Below are 18,923 nucleotides of genomic sequence, written 5' to 3' on the forward strand. Positions count from 1 at the left end.
ATAAGCGCATCATGACGAAAGGATGGCCAAATCCAGGGGAACTCGTCGTCTGCACCGTCACAAAGGTTGTAGACTTCGGCGCGTTCGTCCAGCTTGACGAATATGATAACAAGGAGGGCTTGATTCACATCTCCGAGGTGGCATCGGGGTGGGTCAAGTATATCCGGGACCACGTCCGGGAAGGGCAGAAGATAGTCTGTAAAGTGCTGGACGTCAACCCGAAGAGGGGCCACATTGACCTTTCGTTCAAGGACGTTAACGAGCATCAGCGCCGCGAAACGATCCAGCTCTGGAAGAATGACCAGAAAGCGTCCAAGTGGCTCCAGTTCGTGGCGGCTGAAGCCAAAATACCGCCAGAAAGTTTAGAAGAGATAAAGGATAAGATACGGGACGAGTATGGCAACCTTTACGCCGCTTTTGAGGACGCCGCCCAGGGCAACATGAAATCCATAAACAAGCTCGGCCTCGCCCCTAACGTGGTCGAAGCTCTAGTAAAGGTCGCAAAGGATAACGTCAAGATCCCATCCGTGGACATTTCGGGCTACGTGGACATAATATGCCCGACGCCAAACGGGATTGACGTCATCAAGAAGGCCCTTAAGGCGGCCGGGTCGGTAGAGGGCGGAGACGGGGTCACCGTGGAGATAACATACGTTGGAGCGCCGCGTTACCGTATAAGGGTGGTGGCTCCGGACTACAAGAAAGCGGAGAACATCCTTAAGCAGGCTGCCATGCAGGCGATAGAGCAGGTCAAGAAACACGGCGGTGAAGGCGAGTTTCACCGGCACATGGAAGAGGCCAAGTCGTTCCAATGAAGGCAAAGATGAAAAAGTGCCCTGAATGCGGTACATACACTTTTAGCGAGAGTTGCCCTAAATGTGGGGGGAAGACTATAAATCCCGTCCCGGCGAGATATTCACCATTGGATGCCTATGGAAAGTATAGGCGTCTTGCCAAGAAGTGATACTTTAGTATGAACGAGACAACCGTCGTCGAATACGGCGAAATAGCCTTAAATGAGCCCGTCATGATAGTGGGGCTGCCCGGCATAGGGCTGATAGGCAAGCTCGTCGCTGAGCACCTCATCGGTGAGCTTAAGGCTGAGAAGGTTATGGAGATATTCTCCCCGAGCTTCCCTCCCCAGGTAAACGTGAACCCAGATGGCACGATAAAGCTGGTCAGCAATGAGGTTTATGCGTGGAAGGGCGATGGTAAGACGCCTGACCTGATCATCCTCGTGGGCGACTACCAGAGCGTAACCAACGAGGGCCACTACGAGCTGGCGGGAATATACCTCGATATTGCCGAGAAGTTCAAGGTTAAGCGCATCTACACTCTGGGTGGCTATGGCACTGGCAAGCTAATCGATGTGCCCCATGTGCTCTACGCTGTCAATAAGCCCGATATCGTGGAGGAGGTTAAGTCCTATGGCGCCGTTTTCAACGAGGGCGAGCTCTCTGGTGGCATCATAGGCGCTTCGGGCCTTATTCTTGGCCTTGGCGAGCTCAGGGGCATCGAGGCGGTGTGTTTCATGGGCGAAACCTCTGGCTACCTGGTCGACCCCAAGAGCGCACAGGCGGTGCTGAGCGTGCTCTGTAAGGCTTTGAACCTGTCCGTTGACACGAAAGAGCTGGAGGCCCGTGCTCAGGAAATAGAGAAGATCATCACTAAGATCAGGGAGCTTGAGCAGCAGCAACAGCCCAGCCCGAAAGAGTTTACGGCTGAAGAGAAATACATAGTATAGCCAGCCATCTTTATTTTATTTAAATGCTTTAGCCATTAGCTCTTCAAGCTTTTCATAGTCTACCGCCGCCGTCATGTCCATGGAAAGTGGCGTCACCGATATCTGGTTTTTCTTCATGACAGCGTGCAGGTCCGTACCTTCATCGGCGTCCTCGACTAGAGTGCCATCTATCCAGTAATACGGCCTCCCCCTCGGGTCACGCCTGCTATGCACCCTTGTGTGATACATCTTCCTCGCCAGACGGGTTACCACTACCTTTGTGCCAGGCAAGGCATTTGAAGGGATATTCACGTTGAGGACGTCCACGCCCTTCGGAAGCTTCCCGTCCAGGACGCACTTCGCCAGTTTCCTTACAATGTTTATCGCTGCTCCGTAATCCCTCTTATAATTAGTATCTGCGAACTTGTCCCCCTCGTCCTCGACGCGGATGGACACCGCGATGGCGGGCACCCCCTGCCCCGCCGCCTCAAGCGCGGCTCCGATGGTGCCGGAAGTCGTTGCCGCCTCGGTGCTCAAATTCTCGCCAATATTAAATCCTGAAATGACCAGGTCTGGTTTCCTTTTCATTGCCACGAACATGCCTATTATCACAGCATCCGTGGGAGTGCCGCTTACGCTATAGACGGTCGTCCCGTTCACTTTAAGCCTGGAGAGCCTGAGAGGCTCGAAAAGCGTCATGGAGCGCCCCACGGCGCTCTGCTGGGTTGCAGGCGCGACGACCGTTACGTCCCCTAAGTCTTTTACTGCCTCATATGCGGCTAGCAGCCCTGATGAGTTGACGCCATCGTCATTCGTGATCAATATACGGTATTTCATCGTTTCCCTAATGGGCTTAAAAGCCATTAATACTTTTTGAAGCTTGTTGCCTCTTATTTTGCCTGCTTTTTTGCCTTCCCACTATCAGGGATGTGCAGACGCCGCAGAGGCAAAGCACGCCGCCGATGATGAGCACCGCCTGGACTGCCTGCTGCATCAGGCCAGGAGATGCGCTAATGACCTGGCCACTAAAGCCATGCTGCCTTAATTGCAGGTAAAGGATAACGCTGGCCAAAGAGATGCCAACCGAGTTGCCGAAATTGCGTATGGTGGCGAGCATGCTGGACGCTGTGCCGCTCTTATTCAGGGGCAAGGCGCTCATGACTTCCGTATTGTTAGGGCTCGTGAACAGTGCATTGCCGAACCCGAAAATGGCGAAGCACGCCAGTAAAAAGATGGGGCTAAGCGTCGATGCCGCAACGCTGATTAAAAACATGCCCCCCGCCATGATGAGCATGCCCAGCGAGCTATGATACGTAGACTGGAACTTATCGTAGAGCCAGCCGCTCATAGGCGAGACCACGGCCGTTATAAGCGGTATGGCGAGCAGCATCTGGCCTACCTGGGACGCCGTATAGCCCAGCGATATCTCGAGGAAGAAGGGCATGGATATTATGAACATCGAAAAAGCGGTAAAGCTTATCATCGTGCTCATGTTGGCGAAGGTAAACGCCTTGACCTTGAAGGCTGAGAGGTCGATTATAGGGTTAGGGTGCTGCCCTTCGGCGTAGACGAAAGCCGCTATTGATGCGAGGAATATGGCCGCGTACACCCACATCTCCAAAGTGATGCCATTACAGTCGGCCAGGCTTCCGAGAAGCAGCATCAGGGATGACATGGTAAGTATGAGCGCAGCGGCCCCGCTCCAATCCATGCCTTTTATTTTCGTCGGCGTCTCGGACAGCCTTAAGTATTTTAGCGCTGCAGCCACCAGGACTGCTCCTACCGGCACGTTGATGAAGAAGATGTACTGCCAGCCCAGCGAGTCCGTGATGAGTCCTCCCAGTATGGGGCCTGCTATGCTGCCTATTGCGACTATTGTGCCGATGAATCCCAGCGCCCTCCCCCGCTCATTTCTAGGGAACGCCTGCACCAGCATGGCCGTGTTTATCGAATACACGATGGAGGCGCCAAGGCCCTGGATTATCCTGAAGAATATTAGCTGGTATATGCCTACCGATAGCCCGCACGCGAGCGAGCTTACCGTGAAAATTACTATCCCTGCAAAGAATAGCCTGACTTTCCCCGTATACTCTGATAGGCGGCCGAAGATGAGGAGGAGGCTTGTGTTGACCAGCAGATACGAGGTGACGACCCACTGTGATTGGGCCATGTCTACACCAAAATTCCTCGTTATTTGCGGGAGGGCTATGTTCACGACATTGGTGTCCAACACCCCCATGAATACCGCGGAAAGGGCTATGCAAAGGATTATGTATCGGTTCCTATATTCCGGAAGCTCCGTTGTGGCCTTCGCCTGCATCTCTGCCATTAGCCGATCACCAGCGGGACAAAAGGAAATGTATACTATCTTATATAAGCTTGTTCGACTAGGCTGCAATAATAAAAAACCGAAACCATATTAAATAATAGCGCCTTATTCAAGAGCGCCATGAAGATATTGCTCGCCGAGTACTCGGTGTGCGCCGGGCTGGAGGCGCTGGCCGTAGAAGGCCGGGCCATGCTTGACACGCTCAAGCGGTCCTTCGAGGCCGCGGGGTGCACGGTATTCGTGCCCACGGACTTCCAGGAAAGCCTTCTTGAGCTTTCCAGAAAGTGTGACTGCTTCCTATTGATAGCCCCTGATGCGCTGCTGGATAAGTATACGGCTATGATCGAAGGAAGGTGCATAAACCTTGGGTCTTCCGCAAAAGTGGCCAGGCTATGCGCAGACAAGCAGGAGACCACAGAACTGCTATTATTTAATGGCATCCCCGCGCCCCGCATTGTACACGAGAAGGGGGTCAAATGCGTCGTGAAGCCACGCTATGGGTGCGGGTCTGAGGGCATATTCATATCGCCAGGGCCTATCGAGAGGGAGGGGCTGGTCTCGACCGAGTACATAGAGGGCGACCACCTCAGCGTCTCGCTAATAGGCGGTAAGGCCGTGTTGCCGTTGACGCTAAACAGGCAGCATATAAGGAGGTATGAGTCGGGGGGCGTCTCCTATCTGGATTATGATGGCAACGAGGTGCCCTGCGACCATCCTGCGAAGGATGAGATAATCGAAATCGCGTGCCAAGCTGGCAGCGTGCTCGGCTGCCGGGGGCTATTCGGCATAGACATAGTCTATGGTGACAGGCCATACGTGGTCGACGTGAACCCAAGGCCCACGACGGCCGTGATCGCCCTATCCAGGGTGCTCGAGGATAGCATAGCGGACCTCATATTAAAGGCGAGGTTTGGCACCCTGCCCGAAAGGGTGAAAACGAAGGGAAGCTACTCTTTCACAAAAAAAGACCTGGGGATACATGATGATACTAGGCCTTGATATTGGCGGCGCTAACACGAAGGCAGCATCTGCGGATGGAAGCTTTGTGGAATCCATGTATTTGCCCTTATGGAAGGGCTGCGACCTGGAGGGCGCCCTTGAGGCAATCAGAAGAAGGGCGGGAACGGCCGATGCGGTGGGGGTGACGATAACTGGCGAGCTGGCGGACTGCTATGGCTCAAAGAAGGAAGGCGTTGAACGCATAGCCGGTGAGGCTAAAAAAGTATTCCCGCAGGCAGTTTTTTATGGGATTGACGGGGAATTCCATTCAGACGTGAGCGACTACAGGCTTTTCTCCGCGGCTAACTGGTCCGCATCGGCAAGGTTTATCGGGGCGGCACATAAGAACGTGATTTTAATAGACATAGGCAGTACCACGACTGACATAATTCCCATAGTTGATGGCGTGCCGGCGGCCAGGCTGACCGATTTCGAGCGCCTCTCCCGCGGCGAGCTAATATACGCTGGCGCCCTCCGGACCAGCGTGGCGGCGCTGCTTCAGAAGGCTGAATTAAGGGGAAAGGCTGTGCGGACCTCATCCGAGCTTTTCGCGCTCACTGGAGACGTCAACCTGCTGCTGGGCAACATCTCTGAAGAGGACTATACGTGCGACGCCCCGGATGGCGGCCCAAAAAGCAGGGAAGGCGCGGCGCTAAGGATGGCAAGGGTGGTGTGCTGCGACCTGGAGGAGATGACGGTGGCCGAGGCGGTAGAGCTGGCACGGCAGGCGTACAGGAAACAGGTTGATGACCTGAAAGATGGCATAGCCGAGGTGGCTGAGAGGCACGGCCTCAAGGGCGCAGTCGTGTGCGGCATGGGCGATTTCATCGGGAGGGACGCGCTTGCAGAGATGGGCATGCCGTTCACTTTGGCCTCAGGAATATACGGTAAGCACATATCCCGGGTATTCCCGGCGTTTGCAGTGGCCCGGCTTCTTTCCGCTAGCCTTGAGCGCTCATAATCCATCCTATCATAAAGCGCTTATACGCCAAGTTTATATATCCTTACGATTGATATGCTTAATATTATGCCAAATCTTTAAAAAAGTATGGCATGAGCGTGTGTTTGGCCTCATAAGGGGAAGTGGTAGCGGTGTCAGGAAAAGGTAAAGATAATATTGACTTTAGCCTTCACGAGGCGGATAAAAAAAATTTTTATGGTCTAATGAAGAAAAAAGTGATAGATTCGGAGGCCGCAGGCCCGGCATCGAAAAAAATTGGTGATAGCGTCGAGAAAGAAAAAAGCGTCATTAGCATGCTGGGCATCGATGCCACACGCGCGCCCCAAAAAGCTGAAGCGCCCGTGAAATTGATGGCCGAAGCCGCTGAAGACAGGGCCAGCCTTCTTCTTAAAAGTTCTCCGCCTCCGTCCCCGACTGCCGCGCAAAAGCCCGACCATGAGCCAACGCCTGCTGGCGTCGAGCCTGAGCCGCCCTTGAATGGCCAGCTCAAAGGTGAAGCCATCGACGCCGTAGGCGTGGATGAGGCGCCGGCCGAATCGAAGGCAGAGGCTTACGAGCCTTCTATAGAGAGCGGCCTGGAAACCCAAATACAGCCCTCTGTCGAGAGCTTGGGGAGCGAAGAGGACATCCTGAAGGAGTTTAACAGCATCATAAAGCCTGAAGAGGGCATCATAAAGGCTGAAGTGGAGGAGAAGAAGGAGAAGGGCGGCAGGAAGGAGAAGGCCAGGCTTCGCCAGAAAATAGTCTTCGAGCCCTACGATCCCGAGAAGCATGGCCCAATGGCGATATTCACCGGGGTTCCAGGCTACGAGGAGGTCGAGCGCTACTGGGTGGATGAGCCATACGCCTTCGTAGTCATCCTATACAACGAGTCCACTAATAACTACCTCTACTACGTAGTCGAGCCTTCCCTCACGGTCTTCGAGAAGGAGCTCCTCATAGAGGTATACGACAGGCTCCAGGACGTCCTCATGATGGAGAAACTCGACGCGACCACAGATAAGAAACAACTACTTAAGGAAAAGACCACCCAGATCATAAACGATTATATAGGCAAGATTGACACCAAGTCATACTACAAGATTTTATACTACATTAACAGGGACTACCTGGAATTCGGCAAGATAAACCCGATAATGCACGACAGCTTCATCGAGGACATATCAAATAACGGGTTTGACACGCCAGTCTTCCTCTACCATAAGAACTATGAGAACATCATGACTAACATCGTGTTCTCAGAGAAGCAGCTAGACTCTTACGTGATAAGGCTGGCCCAGCGCTGCGGCAAGCACATCTCCATAGCGGAGCCGATGGTAGACGCGACAATGCCCGACGGCTCGCGCATCCAGATGACGCTGGGCAAGGAGATAACCACGAGGGGGAGCACTTTCACCATCCGTAAGTTCAAGGAAGTGCCCATCACGCCAATAGACCTCATCGCATGGAACACCTTCTCGAGCGAGGAGATGGCCTACCTGTGGCTGTGCATCGAGAACAATAAGTCTCTCCTGTTCTCGGGCGGGACGGCGTCGGGCAAGACCTCATCGCTGAACGCGGTATCGCTATTCATACCGCCCAAGGCGAAAGTGATATCGCTAGAAGACACGCGGGAGCTGAAGCTGCCGCACATGAACTGGATTCCAGGGCTGACCAGGGACTCTTTTACCGCGGATGGAAAGGGTGCGATAGAAATGTTCGCCTTGCTAAAGGCTGCCTTGAGACAGCGCCCCGAATACCTGCTTGTGGGCGAGGTAAGAGGAAAAGAGGCACTAACGCTCTTCCAGGCCATGTCCACCGGCCACACGACCTTCTCCACGATGCATGCGGACTCGGTAGAGTCGGCAATACACCGCCTGGAAAACCCCCCGATAAGCGTGCCGCGCACGATGATAACGGCGCTTGACATCGTGAGCATACAGGCTCAAACTTACCTTAAGAATAAGCGAGTCAGGCGTAACATGAAGCTCGTCGAGATAAACGACATCGACCCTAACACGAGGAACATCAGGACTAACGACATCTTCGTGTGGAACTCGGCGACGGACAAGTTTGACAGGGTGGGCGAATCCAGGGTGCTCGCCGAGATCGCTCAGCGCAGGGCGTGGAGCAAGCGTGAGCTTAGCAATGAGCTTTTGCGGAGGCAAAAGGTGCTCGAGTACATGCTTAACAATAACATAAGGGAGTTCAGGCAGATCGCCGCGATAATACATGCCTACGCTGTAAAGCCGGGCAGGGTAGTGGAAAAGCTGGGGATAAAAGTCTAAGCGTGGTGTCGCCAAATGGACGAGCTAAGCACCATAGCACACGTCATATTCGGCGGGGAGGTACGGAAGCATAAGGAGAAGTTCTACACGCTCCAGAAACAGCTTCGCCAGGCGCACATGGCACAGTCATACGAGGTATACGCCTCGGTCGCCTACCTCATATCGATGCTCGTCGGGTTCGCCGGCGCCCTCATCGGCGTGGTCGTCGCCCTCCTCATACTCGGCATGATAAATTCAAGGGGCAACTTTACCAACATCCATATGCCCGAAACGCTGGCGTGGCTCACGCCCTTCACGGACATCATCATCATTTTCCTTGGCATGTCTATAATGGCCGTGCTGGGATACTACATCACATACACGGTCATAATGCTCATCCCGGCCATAAACGCGAGCGACCGCAAGTCGAAGATTAATAAGCAGGTGCCATACGCCGTGACGTTTATGTACGCCCTCTCCAAAGGCGGAATGAACATCATCACCATACTTCGCGCCCTAAACGCTGCGGAGAGCACCTATGGCGAGGTATCCCGTGAGATTGGCATAATCATAAGGGACATGGACTACTTTGGAAACGACCTTCGCACGGCCATCATAAACTGTATAAACCAGACGCCCTCAGACATGCTACAAGACCTTTTGACCAACCTGCTATCCGTCATAGACAGCGGCGGCGACGTGACCGCTTACCTGTATGGCAAGACGGACCAGTACCTGCAGCGGCTTATGCAGGACCAAAAATCCTTCCTCGAGATACTGGGGCTGATAGCGGAGTCATACGTGACGGCCTTCGTAGCCGGCCCCCTCTTCATCATAATCATGTCGTCTGTGATGACTATCATGAGCGGCGGCAGCCCCACACTGCTCTACGTCATAATATACGGCATGCTCCCGCTCGGCTCCATAATGTTCATCATCCTGATAAGCATGCTCACGCCAACCGAAGAGGAGGCTACTAGGAAGTTCGAGATTGAAAAGGTCAACCTATATGACACCGTACCGATAGAAGAATCAGGGCTTTCCAAGGCCGAAGAGCGCAAGATGATTGAAAAGATAAAGGCCGGGAAAAAAGCCTTAAAGCTTAAGGAGTTCCTGGCTAATCCGCTCGGGCCTATACAGGAAAAGCCCGAGCTATCGCTTATCGTAAGCGTCCCAATAGCAATACTGTTCGTTGGCCTGTACATGGCCCTTACAGCGGGCAGCCTCAGCCAGGCCATGGCAAACGTCTCCCAGCTTCAGCACAGCAAAGTCGCGAACAGCGGCGACCCGCTCATCATATTCGGCCCGGTTATCGGCTATTTTGACGATATCATCGTCTTCTTCCTGCTCATCGTAATGATACCGCTCGCCATCTTCTTCGAGCGGAAAACCTGGCGGGAGCGCAGGATATCGGCGGAGATGCCCGACTTCTTAAAGAAGCTTGCCTCAACGAATGAGACGGGCATGACCCTCACCCAGTCCATCGCCCTCATCGCGAACGCCAACTTTGGCACGATAAGCCGTGAAGTGCAAAAGGTCTACAAAAACTTGCAGTGGGGCATAGACGTCAACACGGCCCTGAAGATGTTCGCAAACTCGCTCAACACAGCGCTATCCACAAGGGTCATAACGCTCATCACCAAGGCCGCAGAGTCGAGCGGGGACATAAGGGACGTGCTTAACGTGGCCGCTAACGATGCAAAGATGGGCGAGCAGATACGGAAGGAGCGCTCTGATGGCATGCTCATCTATGTCGTGATCATCTTCATCTCGTATTGCGTGTTCATCTACTGCGTCTACACGCTATCCTCTACCTTTATACCCGTCATGGCCAGCGCAGGCAGCCACAATGCCGCCGCCACAGGTGGCTCGGCATCGCTGCAAGGCGCAACCTTTATACAGTCGTTCAACCCAGACGACTATAAGAGGCTCTTCTTCCATGCGGCCATCATCCAGGGGCTGTTTGCCGGGATACTGGCCGGAGTTATGGGAGAGGGAAGGTGGATGTCGGGGCTTAAATACGCCATCATCATGATGATAATATCCTACCTGATGTTCGCTTTATTCATATAGTGAAAAGGTGGTTGCAATCGCAGAAACAATGGGAGAAAGCAAGGTAGAAAGCCTTTTCAATAATGATGACAGGCCCCAAGCTATAGAAAAGGGCAGGCTTCCAACTGGCATAGACATCCTTGACAGGAATATTAGCGGTGGCCTGCCCGTGGGCGCGCTGGTATACTTTTCAGCGGACCCTAAATCGATGCCTGAAGTCTTTTTGTATGAGCTCTCTACTCCGCGGAAAACATACTATATAACTACGCATAAAAGCCCAAGGTACATCAAACGGAACATGGATGAGCTTGATTTTAAGTGCGATAACGTGGAGTTCATCGACCTTCACCACGAGTACTACAATAAGTTATTGTCCGCCTCATCGGACCGCAACGTTGCCGCGAAAAAGCTCGTAGCCTATATAATCGGATGGCTTGACGGCCTTAAGAAGAAAAAAGATAGAGGCTTTACCATAGTCTTCGACAGCTTCAGCTTTTTCGTGGAACTTGGCATCGATATAGATACGCTGAAGCGCCTTCTGGACGAGGTCTACGAGGTCATTAACGAAAAGGATAGCATATGCTATCTCATGATGGTTAAGGGCATGCACCATGAATCCGTGGAAAACTGCCTTCAATACTGGTGTGACGTCATCTTCGACATCGATATAGAGCGTAAGGGCGACAAGATCGCCAATAAGCTGGCGCTGCCCAAGATCCGCGGGATGACACCGGTGACGGATTATATCAAGTTTAAGGTGACTGACCGCATAACCATCGATACGTCCAGGGATATCGCCTAGAATAAAAACGTGATTTCAGGGCTTTTTCTGGAAGGCCCTTTCTTTATTCGATTCCATCTCCGCCTTTACCGTCATGAACGCCGCCCATATGCCGCAAAGCAACGCGAGATAAGACGTGGCAGTGGCCAGGTCACTACCTACGCCCAGGCGGATTGATGCGGGCAGGGCCAGGATACTACTGACTATCAACATCAGGCATATGATCAACGATCCTCTGGCATTCATGAATCGTCCATTATTGAGACTGAATTAAATAGATTACCAGCTTTTTGAGCGGCGTTCCACAGGAGCTGGCAGTTCATAGGAGCATGGGTAATCCCCTATAGAAGAGTATAGCGGCGAACCCGAGCATCATTAAAGAGCATAAAAGCGAAAGCGCAGACGTCCACGCTTTGCTAAATAAACGCTTTGTGGCCGAGCCTAAAAAGCCTATCAACGCATACCAGAGCAAGCATGCTAGGCCGATGCCGCCGAACATCCCAGCTAGCGATACTGGATTATCGCCCATCTGGACCGCCATGGCTCCCGCGAACACGCCAGCCCACCAGACGATGGCGAAAGGGCTCGTTATACAGATGAGGAATCCGGCCGCTAACGGTGATGGGCTCAGCTCTTTATGGTCACTTGCAGCGGGTTTCTTCGAAAATACCTTATGAATGCCCCTTAGGCCAAGGAAGGCTAGCAGGGCGCACCCGCATAGCCACATGGCGAGGCGGCCCGGGCTGGTTGCTAGTATCTGGCTTAGCCCGATGGCGATTAGGATAAAAAATATTGCGTCGGCGGCCACTGCGCCCACATCCACCTTTATCGCTGACGCGAGCCCCTCGGACACACCTCTTTTAAGCACCTCTAGCGTGATGGGGCCAGGCGGCATCGCATGCGTCAGCCCTATTAGAAATCCAGCGGCCAGAATGTCTAACACGAGTATTTAATCGAGTTTATGGGTATATAAAGATAGTTTTTCATAAGATGATGCGCTATCCGGCATGCCAATATTAATATAAAAATACACGTATGATCTTTTGATGACGGCGAGCTACCTGAAGTGTTCGAGGTGTGGGCGGGCGACAGATGAAAGCGCCAGGTGCGCCATATGCGGCATACCGCTATGCATGTACGATATGAGGGTGCTGGAGGAGTACGGCTTACTGTGCCCCCGCTGCTACGAAGACGCCTCGTTCCAGTACCATTCGAGAAAATGTGATGCATCAAGTGGTCACAATGAACTTTGACGTGGTCGCCGTGAGCATGGATGCGCCGACGCTCGGCCGGGCAGCCTATGATAACACGATGGAAGCGCTAAAAGCGCTCGAAATGGACGGCCAGCTTGACGGGCTGAAGATGAATGGCACGGTTATGGTAAAGCCTAATTTTACCCAGCCCCCAAACCCTTCCCTTAAGTATGGCCCCAGGGAATCCGACCTGACCGTCCATAACCACGTTTGTACCGATCCCTTTTCCATATTGGCGGCATGCGATTTCATCAGTGCACATGGGGGCCGCCCCTTCATAGCGGAAGGCACAAAGTGGCCAGGGGGCGCCAGGGGCGTTTTTCTCCACATGGGCTGCGAGTCCTTGCTAGAGGGGAGCGGCGTCGAGGTGTTCGACACGACAACCCGTAGCGAGGATGAGCGTGCCTGTATATTCCCCTCCAAGATTTGGAACCCGGATTTCTCCACAATCGAGGTGAATAAGATATATGGCGAAATCGACCTTATCGTTAACGTTGCCAAGCTGAAATCGCATAGCAATGCGCTGATAACCGGGGCGGTAAAAAACCTCTATGGCGCCCTGGAGCCGTGGCAGCGAAGGGCGGAAGGCCATTACTGCGCCGACCCGCTGTGGGCGAGCATATCCAGGAAAAACATGGCGAGGGGCTATAAGCTGCTATGCGAGACATTCGTACAGGTCCACGATGCCATACTACGCTCTTTTGGCCTAGACGAGGTCTGTATAGTGGAGGGCATAATATCGGGCGAGGGCGATGGCCCATTATTCCAGCCGGCGCGGCCGAGGCAGGAATACGTAGTGCTGGCGTCGGTGAACAGCCCGGCCACCATCGACGCGGCCGAGAGCTATTATGCGGGCTTCTCGCCCGAGTACCTCGCTAATGAGGCGCTCTACAGGCTTAGCCATTTGAACTTTACGCCCGACGAGGAGCTTTTAGAGTCATATTCCACTCAATATTTTTTGAAGCTTTCCAGTGAGGCTGGCATGGGTAAAATAAAAGACTTTAAAGTATATGCGATAACCCCTCAAGCCTCCGAGGCCATCCCCTGCGAAGCCCTTGGGCTGCTTCGTCGGGGCGGGGCGTTCGAGCTGCCGACATTCGTGCGATACGCGGCAAACACCCCCCTGTATGAGCGCATACCTGACGGGGAGGCGGAGTTTAAAGTCGAGGCAACGGTTTAATATTATCATAGCTTATATTATAAGAGAGAGGTATCGATGAAGCTAAAATGGCACGGACATTCCAACTTCGAGATTGTGGATAGCCTGGACACGATAGTAGACCCATTTTTCATGGGTAATAAGATGGCTGACATTAAATGGGATGAGGCCTCTCCTGACGTGCTCGTGATCACGCACGGCCATGCTGACCACATGGGCGACGCCATTAGCATCGCGAAGGCGACGGATTGTGAGGTTATCTGTGTCAATGAGCTTGCTAAGTACGTGCAGTCTCGTGGCATTGATGCCATCGGGGCTAACTTCGGCGGTACGATTGACGTGGGGCGCGTCAGGTATACGCTGGTGCCCGCCGTGCACTCGAACGGAATCGACGAGGCCGGCTTCGGGTGGGACGCCGGGAGCCCTGCCGGCGTTATAATAAAAGAGAGCAGCATCATTTATCACGCTGGTGATACTGCCCTGTTTAGCGATATGTCTCTTATCCATGAGCTGTATAGGCCGAGGGTTGCCTTGTTGCCCATTGGTGGGCGGTTCACCATGGACATAGATGCTGCCGTGTTAGCCACCAAGCTCATAAAGCCCGATATCGTGATTCCCATGCATTATAACACTTTTGACGTGATCAGGGCTGACCCCTTGAAGTTCCAGAAGATGGTGGAGGATGAGACCGACGCCGAGGCCGTTGTGATGGAGCCCGGGGATACCATTGACGTCTAACATTCTACCATAAATTAAATTTTCACCACAGAGGTCACAGAGGAATTTTACCACGGAGGTTCACAGAGGTCACAGAGGAATTTTACCACGGAGGTTCACAGAGGTCACAGAGGAATTTTACCACGGAGGTTCACAGAGGTCACAGAGGAATTTTACCACGGAGGTTCACAGAGGTCACAGAGGAATTTTATTTACTCAAGGGGGCTTCGCCCCCTGAGAGACCCCCTTTTATAGGTCAATCATTTGATATACAATTATTTAGTATAATATGGAAGACCTATAATAAAAAAGAATCTCATTTAATAGGTAGAAGGGGGGTCTCTCAGGGGGCGAAGCCCCCTTGAGTAAATAAAAAGCCTCTGTGTCCTTTGTGAACCTCTGTGGTGAATATTTTCTTCGTGTCCTTTGTGGTTAATAATCTGCTCTGTGTCCTTTGTGAACCTCTGTGGTGAATATTTTCTTCGTGTCCTTTGTGGTTAATAATCTGCTCTGTGTCCTTTGTGAACCTCTGTGGTGAATATTTTCTTCGTGTCCTTTGTGGTTAATAATCTGCTCTGTGTCCTTTGTGGTTATCTTTTCCGCTCTCTGTGGTGAAATCAGTGGTGGCCGCTGAGGAGGCCGGCCAGTATGCCCACTATGAAGCCTATCGCGGCGAGCAGGGCGGCAGTGCTGACACCGCTTAAGCCGGTAAGGCTATGCAGGCCCTCCAGCAATGCCGAGTTAAACCTCGGAAAAAGCTCAACTATCCATCCGACAATGTAGCCGAATATTGCGCCAAAAACGGCACCTATGACAGTCCTTATAATCCTTCCTATTACCATGATACTACCATCCTATCTATGCATTCTAATCCTTAAGCCTTTGCAGCCAAACATAGCGATCTTATCCTCCTCTGTCCCAATCTTCTCAACCGGCATTTCTTCGAGACAGGATACATAGCTATCTATTTCCCTTATCGCGCTTTCAATCGTATTAGGCTTATTGCAGTAATCCCCGAACTCATCATAGGCGTCGTCGACAAGCCCGTATCTGCCATCCTTTCGCCTACGTATAAGCCCCTCCTCCGTCATCTTCTTGAGCAGAGGGCAGATAGACCTCGGGGAGGGCCACCAGCTGCCATAGCTCATGGACTCGATAGAGTCCATGATTTCCGTCCCATTTTTGGCCGCTCGCCCAGCGTGTAAAGGACCCGCGTCGTAAGCTCCACATATCCGCCCTATGGGCCAGGCTTCTCCATCTTTTTCCAGAGCTGGATATCCATGGCAGGAAGCGTAAACGCAAACCTCGAGCCTTTTGTATAGTCGCCAGGCACCCTATCTTCCACCCATGCCCGCCCGCCAAAGCCTTCGGCAAGCGTCCTTACCAAGTAAAGGCCCAGCCCTTTCCCCCCAGGTCTCATGCTACCCCTTTGAAAGCGGATAAAAAGTCTCTTCTTAAGCTCATCCGGTATGCCTGGGCCGTCATCCTCGACCACACACTTATAAAAAGAGCTACAGTTTTCTGTTATATGCTCAACATAGACGTTAACGTTTAGCGGCCTATGGGGGTCAGAATGCTTGATGGCATTGCCGACCAGGTTCGACAGCATCTCCTTGACCAGGCTATTAGCAATTACAATACTATTAGGTGCCGGCCTAAAGCTTATGGATACGTTTTTCCTGGTAGGCTCTAGAAACTCCTCCTTTAGCCTCAATAAGATGGCGTTCAGGTCAATTGGCTCGGCTTTAACGTTGCATTCGCGTACCTTCTGAAGCGCCTGCACGTTATCTATAAGCTGCGTGCTATCCTTCAGCGAGTTCAGCGCTATCTCCGCTATCTTTTTATATTCTAGCCTCAGCATGCCATCTCTCTTCATGGCCTCTAGCAAAATTTCCAGGCTATTCATTGCCACCTGGTTCAGGTTATTGATGTCGTGGCACATCAAGTCCAGGTACATTTCGGCGCGTGCAAGAGCATCCTTTAGAGCTTTTTTAGTCTCCCCCAGGTCCACGTTCTCGATGAGCTTCCACTCGCCTTCTTTCCTCACCATGGAAAACTGGTGCACGTTTGCAACGTCTATGATCTCGCTGGCCCCACAACTGTCCACTGGATAGGTGCAAAGCGCGATGATTCGATACTGCCCTACGGTCTCATTAATCTCTCGCTCATAGTCCATAAAGCTCTTCCATAATGGATTTTCGAGCCAGAAGGCGTTGCCTGATAGCCTTAAGCCGCTATATCCCATGGCCAGTATGGCGTTGAGCTTATCCACCCACCCCTTGAGGACCCTCCTATCGTCAAAAACGCCATCCACCAGGTACCACTCTGTATAGGATATGACTTTAATCTGCCCCTTTTTCAAATATTCATCAAAGCCAGGTATAGCCGCTCTCATCCTCTCTATCATGTCATCTGCCTTTAAAGGCTCTGAGGCTATACACATACAAAACTCATCGTTCTTTAGGCCTGCCGCAAAATACCGTATAAGCATATCGGCGAGGTCGTCTTTAGTCTTATAGAATACGCAAAAATGGGTGCCCCATGGCACGAAGCCGATGATATTGATGCCCGAGTCCCTGTACAAGTCTGGCGTCCATTCTATATCCGGTTTATCAGAGATGCTGTATAAAAATTGACTCATTATTCGGCCTCTATTAGTTTATACTATATACCCTTTTATAAATTTTGGGCCATATCTTTTGGTTTATAGAATAAGCGTATGACGCTAAAGCCCTCAAGCCTACGAGGCTGGCACGTAGTCATCAGGACTCTTATAGAAGTCAAGGATGACGTGGCTTTTGCTATCCTTCAGGAGAGGGCCCATACGGACGCGAAGGCTATTGATATAGTACTCATACTCCTTTACGTTACAGAAGGCCAGCAGGAGCATGACATCCCATTCGCCCGTTATCGATACATCCATTAATACGCTGGGGTCATTCTTTATCGAGGCTATGAACTCCTTCATCCTGGCCTCATCCGAGACGTCTAGCTTTAGAAATAGGATGAAATACGACTTGAGGCCGAGCTTCCCATAATCTATTACCGCCCTATACCTCTTTATCACCCCTTCCTTTTCCAGCCTTTTGACGCGAGACGCTATTGTTTGCCTGGTCACACCGCAAGCCGCCGCAAGCTCCGCATAAGATACATTAGCATCCTTCGACAATCCTGAGATTATCTTTAAATCAGTATGGTCCAGATTTCCACTCATGCCATTTTACCCCATGTTAAGCATCATATAGCGACGTGGCATAGAATTTAACGAGGAGTAAGCCCTCCATCCATACTTATATAACCGCCATAACATAAGCTTTTTCCATAATGTAAAACAAAAATAAGCTGTTAAGGATATCAGGAAAGATTAAAATACTTTACTGATGCTTTATGTTAATGAATATAATGGTATGCTTAACATAATGTTCATGGTGATATTGTGAAGGATTATGTGGTTAAGGATATTAAGATGGCCCAACAGGGCGAGAGCCGCATAGAATGGGCGCGCCGCCACATGCCGGTGCTGAACTATATCAAGGCGGAGTATGAGAAGACGAAGCCCCTGAAGGGCGTCAACGTCATCGCCTGCCTGCACGTCACGGTTGAAACGGCGAACTTGATTTCGACCTTGCAGGCCGGAGGGGCGAACGTCGCATTGACCGCATCTAATCCGCTGTCCACTCAGGACGACGTGGCCGCAGCCCTGGCAAAAAGGGGTGTCAAGGTGTACGCGATAAGGGGAGAGGATGAAAAGCAGTACTACGAGAATATAGAGTCTGCTTTAAAGATAGGGCCTAACGTCACGCTTGACGACGGGGCAGACGTGATAGCCACCGTACACTCGAAGCATCCCGAATACTTAAAGGGCATCTACGGTGGATGTGAGGAGACCACGACCGGCGTCATCAGGCTAAGGGCAATGGCGAAAGACGGCGCCCTAAAGTATCCCGTCATTGCGGTCAACGACGCGGAGACCAAGATGATGTTCGACAACAGGTATGGCACCGGGCAGAGCACCCTGCATGGCATCATGAACGCCACAAACGTGCTGCTTGCGGGGAAAACCGTGGTCATAGTAGGCTATGGGTGGTGCGGAAGGGGCGTGGCCATGAGGGCCAGGGGCATGGGCTCAAACGTCATCATCGTGGAGGTTCACCCCCGCAAGGCCCTCGAAGCGGTCATGGACGGCTACCGTGTCATGGACATGGAGCAGGCCGCCAGAGAGGGCGACATTTTCATCACTGTAACGGGCGACATCTCGGTAATAAGAAAAGAGCACTTTAAGCTCATGAAGGATCAGGCCATCGTATGTAACTCGGGCCACTTTAACGTCGAGATAGACCTCAAAGACCTTGGCGCAATGGCGAAAAATGTGAGAGAGGTCAAGGCCGACGTCATGGAGTACGAGATGAAGGATGGGCGGAGGATATACCTGCTAGGCGAGGGAAGGCTGGTCAATCTGGCATGCGCCTTCGGCCACCCGCCCGAAGTCATGGACATGAGCTTCGCCAACCAGGCACTATGCGTCAAGTACATAGTAGAAAACCACAAGAAGCTCAAGAACGAGGTATACAGGGTTCCTGAAGATATCGATAACCGTGTGGCGAGGATGAAGCTAGAAACCATGGGAATAAAGCTCGAAAAGCTAACGAAGGAGCAGGAAAAGTACCTTAGCTCGTGGAGCATGGGCACTTAAGGCAGTGGTA

General features: G+C 52.1%; 20 protein-coding genes. 12 read left to right on the top strand and 8 right to left on the bottom strand.

Annotated features, from left to right (window positions below; translation table 11 throughout):
* Window positions 1-11: 11 nt before the first annotated feature.
* Genes MTC_RS05115 through MTC_RS05120 form a run of 3 tightly spaced genes read left to right on the top strand, consistent with a single transcriptional unit; the run spans window position 12 to window position 1,744 of the window.
* On the top strand, window positions 12-815 hold the full coding sequence (locus MTC_RS05115) for a translation initiation factor IF-2 subunit alpha (RefSeq protein ID WP_014405618.1): 804 nt from the start codon (window positions 12-14) through the stop codon (window positions 813-815).
* A gap of 8 nt (window positions 816-823) precedes the next feature.
* Window positions 824-964, top strand: a complete 141-nt coding sequence (locus tag MTC_RS12800) for an RNA-protein complex protein Nop10 (RefSeq protein WP_014405619.1) — start codon at window positions 824-826, stop codon at window positions 962-964.
* 9 nt (window positions 965-973) lie between these two features.
* Window positions 974-1,744, top strand: coding sequence for a proteasome assembly chaperone family protein (locus MTC_RS05120; protein ID WP_014405620.1), 771 nt, complete (start codon window positions 974-976; stop codon window positions 1,742-1,744).
* Window positions 1,745-1,759: 15 nt separating this feature from the next.
* Here the strand turns inward: MTC_RS05120 and surE are convergent, their stop codons facing one another.
* Together surE and MTC_RS05130 are read right to left on the bottom strand one after the other, a co-directional pair.
* Window positions 1,760-2,572, bottom strand: coding sequence for a 5'/3'-nucleotidase SurE (gene surE / locus MTC_RS05125; RefSeq protein ID WP_048189556.1), 813 nt, complete (start codon window positions 2,570-2,572; stop codon window positions 1,760-1,762).
* 4 nt (window positions 2,573-2,576) lie between these two features.
* Window positions 2,577-4,052, bottom strand: coding sequence for an MFS transporter (locus MTC_RS05130; protein WP_014405622.1), 1,476 nt, complete (start codon window positions 4,050-4,052; stop codon window positions 2,577-2,579).
* A gap of 120 nt (window positions 4,053-4,172) precedes the next feature.
* On the opposite strand from MTC_RS05130, the gene MTC_RS05135 reads away from it, so the two are divergent.
* From MTC_RS05135 to MTC_RS05155, 5 genes are all read left to right on the top strand, one after another.
* A complete protein-coding gene (locus MTC_RS05135; RefSeq protein ID WP_014405623.1) occupies window positions 4,173-5,051 on the top strand; it encodes an ATP-grasp domain-containing protein in 879 nt (292 codons plus the stop codon).
* Window positions 5,032-6,012 carry a hydantoinase/oxoprolinase family protein gene (locus MTC_RS05140; protein ID WP_237705980.1) on the top strand — a complete coding sequence of 327 codons (981 nt, stop codon included), beginning with the start codon at window positions 5,032-5,034 and terminating at the stop codon, window positions 6,010-6,012. Before MTC_RS05135 ends, MTC_RS05140 begins: the two co-directional genes overlap by 20 nt.
* 203 nt (window positions 6,013-6,215) lie before the next feature.
* Window positions 6,216-8,279: a type II/IV secretion system ATPase subunit gene (locus MTC_RS05145; protein WP_014405625.1), complete on the top strand. Its 2,064-nt coding sequence runs from the start codon at window positions 6,216-6,218 to the stop codon at window positions 8,277-8,279.
* A gap of 15 nt (window positions 8,280-8,294) precedes the next feature.
* Complete coding sequence (locus tag MTC_RS05150) at window positions 8,295-10,331, top strand: type II secretion system F family protein (RefSeq protein WP_014405626.1); 2,037 nt, start codon at window positions 8,295-8,297, stop codon at window positions 10,329-10,331.
* Between the two features lie 28 nt (window positions 10,332-10,359).
* A complete protein-coding gene (locus MTC_RS05155) occupies window positions 10,360-11,112 on the top strand; it encodes an RAD55 family ATPase (RefSeq protein ID WP_014405627.1) in 753 nt (250 codons plus the stop codon).
* A 15-nt stretch (window positions 11,113-11,127) separates the two neighbouring features.
* Here MTC_RS05155 and MTC_RS05160 read toward each other — a convergent pair whose 3' ends face one another.
* Window positions 11,128-11,337, bottom strand: coding sequence for a hypothetical protein (locus MTC_RS05160; RefSeq protein WP_014405628.1), 210 nt, complete (start codon window positions 11,335-11,337; stop codon window positions 11,128-11,130).
* Window positions 11,338-11,410: 73 nt separating this feature from the next.
* Window positions 11,411-12,034, bottom strand: a complete 624-nt coding sequence (locus MTC_RS05165) for a LysE family translocator (protein ID WP_014405629.1) — start codon at window positions 12,032-12,034, stop codon at window positions 11,411-11,413.
* A gap of 103 nt (window positions 12,035-12,137) precedes the next feature.
* Here MTC_RS05165 and MTC_RS12805 point away from each other — a divergent pair, with 103 nt between their 5' ends.
* From MTC_RS12805 to MTC_RS05175, 3 genes are read left to right on the top strand one after another with little or no spacing between them, the layout of a single operon-like run.
* Window positions 12,138-12,344, top strand: a complete 207-nt coding sequence (locus MTC_RS12805) for a hypothetical protein (RefSeq protein ID WP_014405630.1) — start codon at window positions 12,138-12,140, stop codon at window positions 12,342-12,344.
* Entirely contained in the window at window positions 12,334-13,524 is a 1,191-nt protein-coding gene (locus MTC_RS05170; RefSeq protein ID WP_014405631.1) for a DUF362 domain-containing protein, read from the top strand. The genes MTC_RS12805 and MTC_RS05170 overlap by 11 nt, the downstream gene beginning before the upstream one ends.
* 36 nt (window positions 13,525-13,560) lie before the next feature.
* The gene (locus tag MTC_RS05175; RefSeq protein ID WP_014405632.1) at window positions 13,561-14,241 is read left to right on the top strand and encodes a metal-dependent hydrolase; all 681 of its coding nucleotides are present in this window, start codon (window positions 13,561-13,563) and stop codon (window positions 14,239-14,241) included.
* 596 nt (window positions 14,242-14,837) lie between these two features.
* Here the strand turns inward: MTC_RS05175 and MTC_RS05180 are convergent.
* The 4 genes from MTC_RS05180 to MTC_RS05195 form a co-directional block, all read right to left on the bottom strand.
* Complete coding sequence (locus tag MTC_RS05180) at window positions 14,838-15,062, bottom strand: hypothetical protein (protein ID WP_014405633.1); 225 nt, start codon at window positions 15,060-15,062, stop codon at window positions 14,838-14,840.
* A 12-nt stretch (window positions 15,063-15,074) separates the two neighbouring features.
* The gene (locus tag MTC_RS05185) at window positions 15,075-15,386 is read right to left on the bottom strand and encodes a hypothetical protein (protein ID WP_014405634.1); all 312 of its coding nucleotides are present in this window, start codon (window positions 15,384-15,386) and stop codon (window positions 15,075-15,077) included.
* 71 nt (window positions 15,387-15,457) lie between these two features.
* Window positions 15,458-16,861 (bottom strand): MEDS domain-containing protein, encoded by a 1,404-nt coding sequence (locus MTC_RS05190; RefSeq protein WP_014405635.1) that lies wholly within the window; start codon window positions 16,859-16,861, stop codon window positions 15,458-15,460.
* A gap of 99 nt (window positions 16,862-16,960) precedes the next feature.
* Entirely contained in the window at window positions 16,961-17,434 is a 474-nt protein-coding gene (locus MTC_RS05195; RefSeq protein ID WP_014405636.1) for an Lrp/AsnC family transcriptional regulator, read from the bottom strand.
* A 222-nt stretch (window positions 17,435-17,656) separates the two neighbouring features.
* Between MTC_RS05195 and ahcY the strand changes: the two genes are divergently transcribed.
* Window positions 17,657-18,913, top strand: a complete 1,257-nt coding sequence (gene ahcY, locus MTC_RS05200) for an adenosylhomocysteinase (protein ID WP_143767077.1) — start codon at window positions 17,657-17,659, stop codon at window positions 18,911-18,913.
* Window positions 18,914-18,923 lie beyond the last annotated feature (10 nt).

The sequence above is a fragment of the Methanocella conradii HZ254 genome (genome assembly GCF_000251105.1).
Lineage (GTDB): Archaea > Halobacteriota > Methanocellia > Methanocellales > Methanocellaceae > Methanocella > Methanocella conradii.

Bases quoted from the DNA above. Each gene is read 5' to 3' on its own strand.
- MTC_RS05115 (WP_014405618.1), top strand. From the start codon at position 12: ATGACGAAAGGATGGCCAAATCCAGGGGAACTCGTCGTCTGCACCGTC.
- MTC_RS12800 (WP_014405619.1), top strand. From the start codon at position 824: ATGAAAAAGTGCCCTGAATGCGGTACATACACTTTTAGCGAGAGTTGC.
- MTC_RS05120 (WP_014405620.1), top strand. From the start codon at position 974: ATGAACGAGACAACCGTCGTCGAATACGGCGAAATAGCCTTAAATGAG.
- MTC_RS05130 (WP_014405622.1), bottom strand. From the start codon at position 4,052: ATGGCAGAGATGCAGGCGAAGGCCACAACGGAGCTTCCGGAATATAGG.
- MTC_RS05135 (WP_014405623.1), top strand. From the start codon at position 4,173: ATGAAGATATTGCTCGCCGAGTACTCGGTGTGCGCCGGGCTGGAGGCG.
- MTC_RS05140 (WP_237705980.1), top strand. From the start codon at position 5,032: ATGATGATACTAGGCCTTGATATTGGCGGCGCTAACACGAAGGCAGCA.
- MTC_RS05145 (WP_014405625.1), top strand. From the start codon at position 6,216: ATGAAGAAAAAAGTGATAGATTCGGAGGCCGCAGGCCCGGCATCGAAA.
- MTC_RS05150 (WP_014405626.1), top strand. From the start codon at position 8,295: ATGGACGAGCTAAGCACCATAGCACACGTCATATTCGGCGGGGAGGTA.
- MTC_RS05155 (WP_014405627.1), top strand. From the start codon at position 10,360: ATGGGAGAAAGCAAGGTAGAAAGCCTTTTCAATAATGATGACAGGCCC.
- MTC_RS05160 (WP_014405628.1), bottom strand. From the start codon at position 11,337: ATGAATGCCAGAGGATCGTTGATCATATGCCTGATGTTGATAGTCAGT.
- MTC_RS12805 (WP_014405630.1), top strand. From the start codon at position 12,138: ATGACGGCGAGCTACCTGAAGTGTTCGAGGTGTGGGCGGGCGACAGAT.
- MTC_RS05170 (WP_014405631.1), top strand. From the start codon at position 12,334: ATGAACTTTGACGTGGTCGCCGTGAGCATGGATGCGCCGACGCTCGGC.
- MTC_RS05175 (WP_014405632.1), top strand. From the start codon at position 13,561: ATGAAGCTAAAATGGCACGGACATTCCAACTTCGAGATTGTGGATAGC.
- MTC_RS05180 (WP_014405633.1), bottom strand. From the start codon at position 15,062: ATGGTAATAGGAAGGATTATAAGGACTGTCATAGGTGCCGTTTTTGGC.
- MTC_RS05185 (WP_014405634.1), bottom strand. From the start codon at position 15,386: ATGGACTCTATCGAGTCCATGAGCTATGGCAGCTGGTGGCCCTCCCCG.
- MTC_RS05190 (WP_014405635.1), bottom strand. From the start codon at position 16,861: ATGAGTCAATTTTTATACAGCATCTCTGATAAACCGGATATAGAATGG.
- MTC_RS05195 (WP_014405636.1), bottom strand. From the start codon at position 17,434: ATGAGTGGAAATCTGGACCATACTGATTTAAAGATAATCTCAGGATTG.